The sequence below is a fragment of the Spirulina sp. CS-785/01 genome, from assembly GCF_028330525.1.
Classification (GTDB): domain Bacteria; phylum Cyanobacteriota; class Cyanobacteriia; order Cyanobacteriales; family Spirulinaceae; genus JAQMSD01.
In genome coordinates this window covers 1-4,009 of sequence record NZ_JAQMSD010000251.1, presented here as the reverse complement: position 1 = coordinate 4,009, position 4,009 = coordinate 1, and the positions used below count along the sequence as shown (strand labels likewise).

Below are 4,009 nucleotides of genomic sequence, written 5' to 3'. Positions count from 1 at the left end.
TCCCTCGCCCTGTGGGAGAGGGATTTAGGGTGAGGGCTACCCCATCATGTCCCACGCGGCAAGGAGTAATCTGAAAGTCCCTCGCCCTGTGGGAGAGGGATTTAGGGTGAGGGCTACCCCATCATGTCCCACGCGGCAAGGAGTAATCTGAAAGTCCCTCGCCCTGTGGGAGAGGGATTTAGGGTGAGGGCTAGTGAGGGCTACCCCATCATGTCCCACGCGGCAAGGACTAAGCGTTGGGTGCGATATTCGCCATATTTCTTGATTTCGTTGTTCTTTAATACTCTGAAGGTTTCGCTGGGGAAGTCTTCGTCGTAGATGTCGGCGGGGTCGAGGATGTAGCGGAGTTCGTCACGGGTTAAGCCGTAGAGTTTGGCGAATTTGGCATCCAGTTCAGCGCGAAGGATGGCGCGTCTTTGTTCATTCCAGATGAAGGGGGGGACGACCTCACCCCCTAACCCCCTCTCCTGGGAGGCGAGGGGGGACTGGAGTGGGGTTTGTTGGCGGTTGGTTTGCCATTGTTGGCGGATGGTTTGGCGCATTTGGTCGCTGGCTTCTTCCCAGATGTCTTGGGCGAAGGGTTGCATATCCCAGGCGGTGTAAGTCAGTTCGAGGACGCGGGGGGTGATGTAGTCGATGTCTGTTTGGGTGTAGGTTTCTGGGGGGATAACGGGGAGTTGTTTAACGATGAAGAAGTTAAAGTTAGTGCCACCAACTTTTTGACGAGTTATAAAATCGAAAACTAAACTACTCAAACTTGCTTGTAAACATGAGACTAAAAGAGCTTTTTTGATGTCAACTAGCATAAGAGGCGCACTATTTCCTGATCCAACTTTAGGAAGAATAGTAAAAATTGCTGTTCTTTCATTTCTTGAATCAGTAATTCCTCTAAATCCTAACAACCATTCTTTATTATAATTTTGCAATCTATTTTCAACTTCTTTTATATCAGCCCAATAACGAGTATTAGCTGTAAAATCAGGATTTATCTTTTCTTTTAAATCAACATCATGTGTTTTACCTTCAACATCATAAGTTGCCCAACGATGATCGAAATGATAAAACAATTTTGCTTCATATAAAGGTAATAAACCTTCTCCTGACTCATCTTTAAATAAATGACTATCATTACTCATGTCAAACATACGCATAAATGAAATTCCCCAAGGATTATCCTCTGTTGCTTCATTTTCCACAACAGGAACACGCTGATAAATTTTCTTTGTTATTTCAGCATCTTGACTACTTCTAAAAATCGGACAATTATTCGTATTTGGATTAATCAACAAAATATCAGTTTCAGATAAATTGAAAACTTTTCTTTTATCTTTTAAATTATTAAGATTTGTTGCCATAAAACAAAAATCAATTTTATTTGTTGTTTTCCTAGTAAGTATTAAAATACAGAATTTTGTTTTAGTGTGAAGTGCTGAAAACAAGTGTTCTCGATTTTCAAAATCATATAAACTTGCTAAATTTTTCGATTTAACCAAATCCCCAAAAAACTGTTGACAAGTAGCATCTGTTGCTATCCCAGTAGGAACAATAATTCCTGCTCTTCCATAGGGTGAAATTACCTTTCGCGTTGTTTCAGCAAACACCGCATAAGTATTAATATCCCCGAACGCAGTTAAAGGAAAACGTCCCGACTCTCGTACAAACTTACCTTGCGCGTCTGCAAAATGTTTAGCATCTTCCCAGGCTTGCATCAAAGCGGGATGCATTTCCAGTAACTTCTTAATTAACTTCGTTCTCGCTGCTTTATTTTTTGCATTAGTTATTGCCTCATCCTTATCAGCAAAAAACTCCTTTTCCTGTAGCTTAATACGTTCCCAAGGTGGATTACCTAAAACACAATCAAACCCCGTTTTCTGTTCCGAGTTAGACGACGAACTAAACACTTCAGGAAACTCTAAACACCAATGAAAAAAGCGATGCTTCTTTTTCAACTTCTCCGCCTCCTCCACAATATCTTGAATCCCAATCCCCTGAGTCACCACATTATTTTGCGATAACCGATGTAACGCCTCAGTGGTGGGTAACAACTGCAAATTCTGTTCCGTCAATGGCATAAAAAAGGCAGCCGTCCAGAGATTACAGGCCGTCACATCTCGCCACCACTTGGGGTTACTCTCCGAATGACTCTCCCGATACTTCTCTTGCTTGCGCTTCACCTCATCCGTCGTCGTCTCTGGAATGTCCCCCAACTCTCGCCACTGCTGCGCGTAAAGACTCCTATCACGCTCCGAGTCAAACATAGATAACTGTCCCTGTTCAATCGCCCCCCGTTGCTTCTTATTATCCTTGCGAACCGCCGTCGAAACCCTTTTCTCATCCCCCGTCACAGGTTTATAAGCGTTGTCCGGTATCCCTTCATGTAAACAAGACATATCCAACACCCCCACCAACGAATTACCGCATTTAATCCGATGGTCTAAAAAATTGAGGGGATAACCCTTGCAAAAGCCTTCTATCCACAACGCTACCTTACACAAATCCACTGCCAACGGGTTCAAATCCACCCCATAGATACAGTTTTGAATGACATCCCGTATCGCTTGACGTAGGGGTTCAGGAGACGGTTGAGGTTCACCCGTCCGAATGCGGGCCAACTCCTTCCCCACCCGTCTTGCAGCAGCCAAGAGAAAATGCCCCGAACCGCAAGCAGGGTCACAAATTTTCAAGGATAACAACGCCTGTTCCTGGGCTTGTTTTAGACCCTCACCCCCCGTCCCCCTCTCCCTGGGGGCGAGGGGGGGAATTGCTTCGGCTTCTACTTCCTCTTGTCCCCTCTCCCCTTGGGAGAGGGCTAGGGTGAGGGAATCTAGGGCATGGGCTAGGGTTTCCAAAACTCCAGGTAAATTCCTCTCTACTGCCTCACTTCTGACGCGAACAAAGCGTAAACCTAATGATTCTAGAAGTTCTTGGCGTTGACGGTCTAAATTCTGTTGTTCTGGGGTATCGTGAACTCCACCATCAACTTCAACAATTAAACCTGCTTCATCACAGAAAAAGTCAACAACAAATGTACCAATCGGATGCTGTCGTCTAAATTTGTAGTTGTTTAGCTGACGGTTACGGAGGGCTTGCCATAAAATCTTTTCGCTTCGTGTTGGTTCTTTGCGGAACTGACGGGCAATATCCCGCATTTTCTCCTGTAACTCCCTCGGAACATCCCATTTGCGGCGTTGGGGTTTGCCCTCACCCCCCGACCCCCTCACCCTAGCCCTCTCCCACTGGGAGAGGGCTAGGGTGAGGGCATTCTCAATCACAGGTTCTAACGCAGACTTAATCAACTGGCCCACCAACTCCGGTGGGGTGTAATACGAACCCGTTGTTTTCCTCTCACTCCCTGTAACTAACTGAAACTCATAAATCCCCTGTTTAGAGATAACTTTGGGCGTGAAGTCCAATAGACTTTCATAAACACTGCCTAATTCTTCCACATCCAACGCGCCATAATTCACCCGTCGCAATAGTCCCCGTTGTTCATACAAAGACAACTCCCGTAAGGCTAAGAGTAAATCATGGTTATCAATGGCACTACTATTCAGGTCTTGCAGCGTATTTTGCCCAAACAAGTCACCATTGAGGGGAGATAGCCCCAGGACTTCCCCCCGCCAGTTTTCATCAAACAGGGCAAATGTCACCCGTAACCCCTGCCACACATCCTGAAACCCCTCACGGCGATAGGTGGGGCGTTCGGCTAATGCCCGTAACCGTTCAATACTGTAATAGTCGCGGTAGATGCGGACTTTTTCCGGGTCTTCTCCCGCTAACAAAAGATGCCGCGATTCTGCCACCATGAGGAAAAGAAGACGGTAGATGAGTAATAGCAGTTGACGATAGAAGTTTGCTGCTGGGTTGCCCTCACCCCCCGTCCCCCTCTCCCTAGGGGCGAGGGGGGGAATTTCTTCTTGTCCTCCTTCTTGTCCCCCTTCTTGTCCCCCTTCTTGTCCCCCTTCTTGTCCCCCTTCTTGTCCCCTCTCCCTCTGGGAGAGGGCTAGGG

1 protein-coding gene is annotated in these 4,009 nt (G+C 46.4%); it reads right to left on the bottom strand.

The window, feature by feature from the left end; genetic code table 11:
• Positions 1-200: 200 nt before the first annotated feature.
• On the bottom strand, positions 201-4,009 hold a 3,809-nt coding region (locus PN462_RS16455; protein WP_272129906.1), incomplete at its 5' end, for a DUF559 domain-containing protein.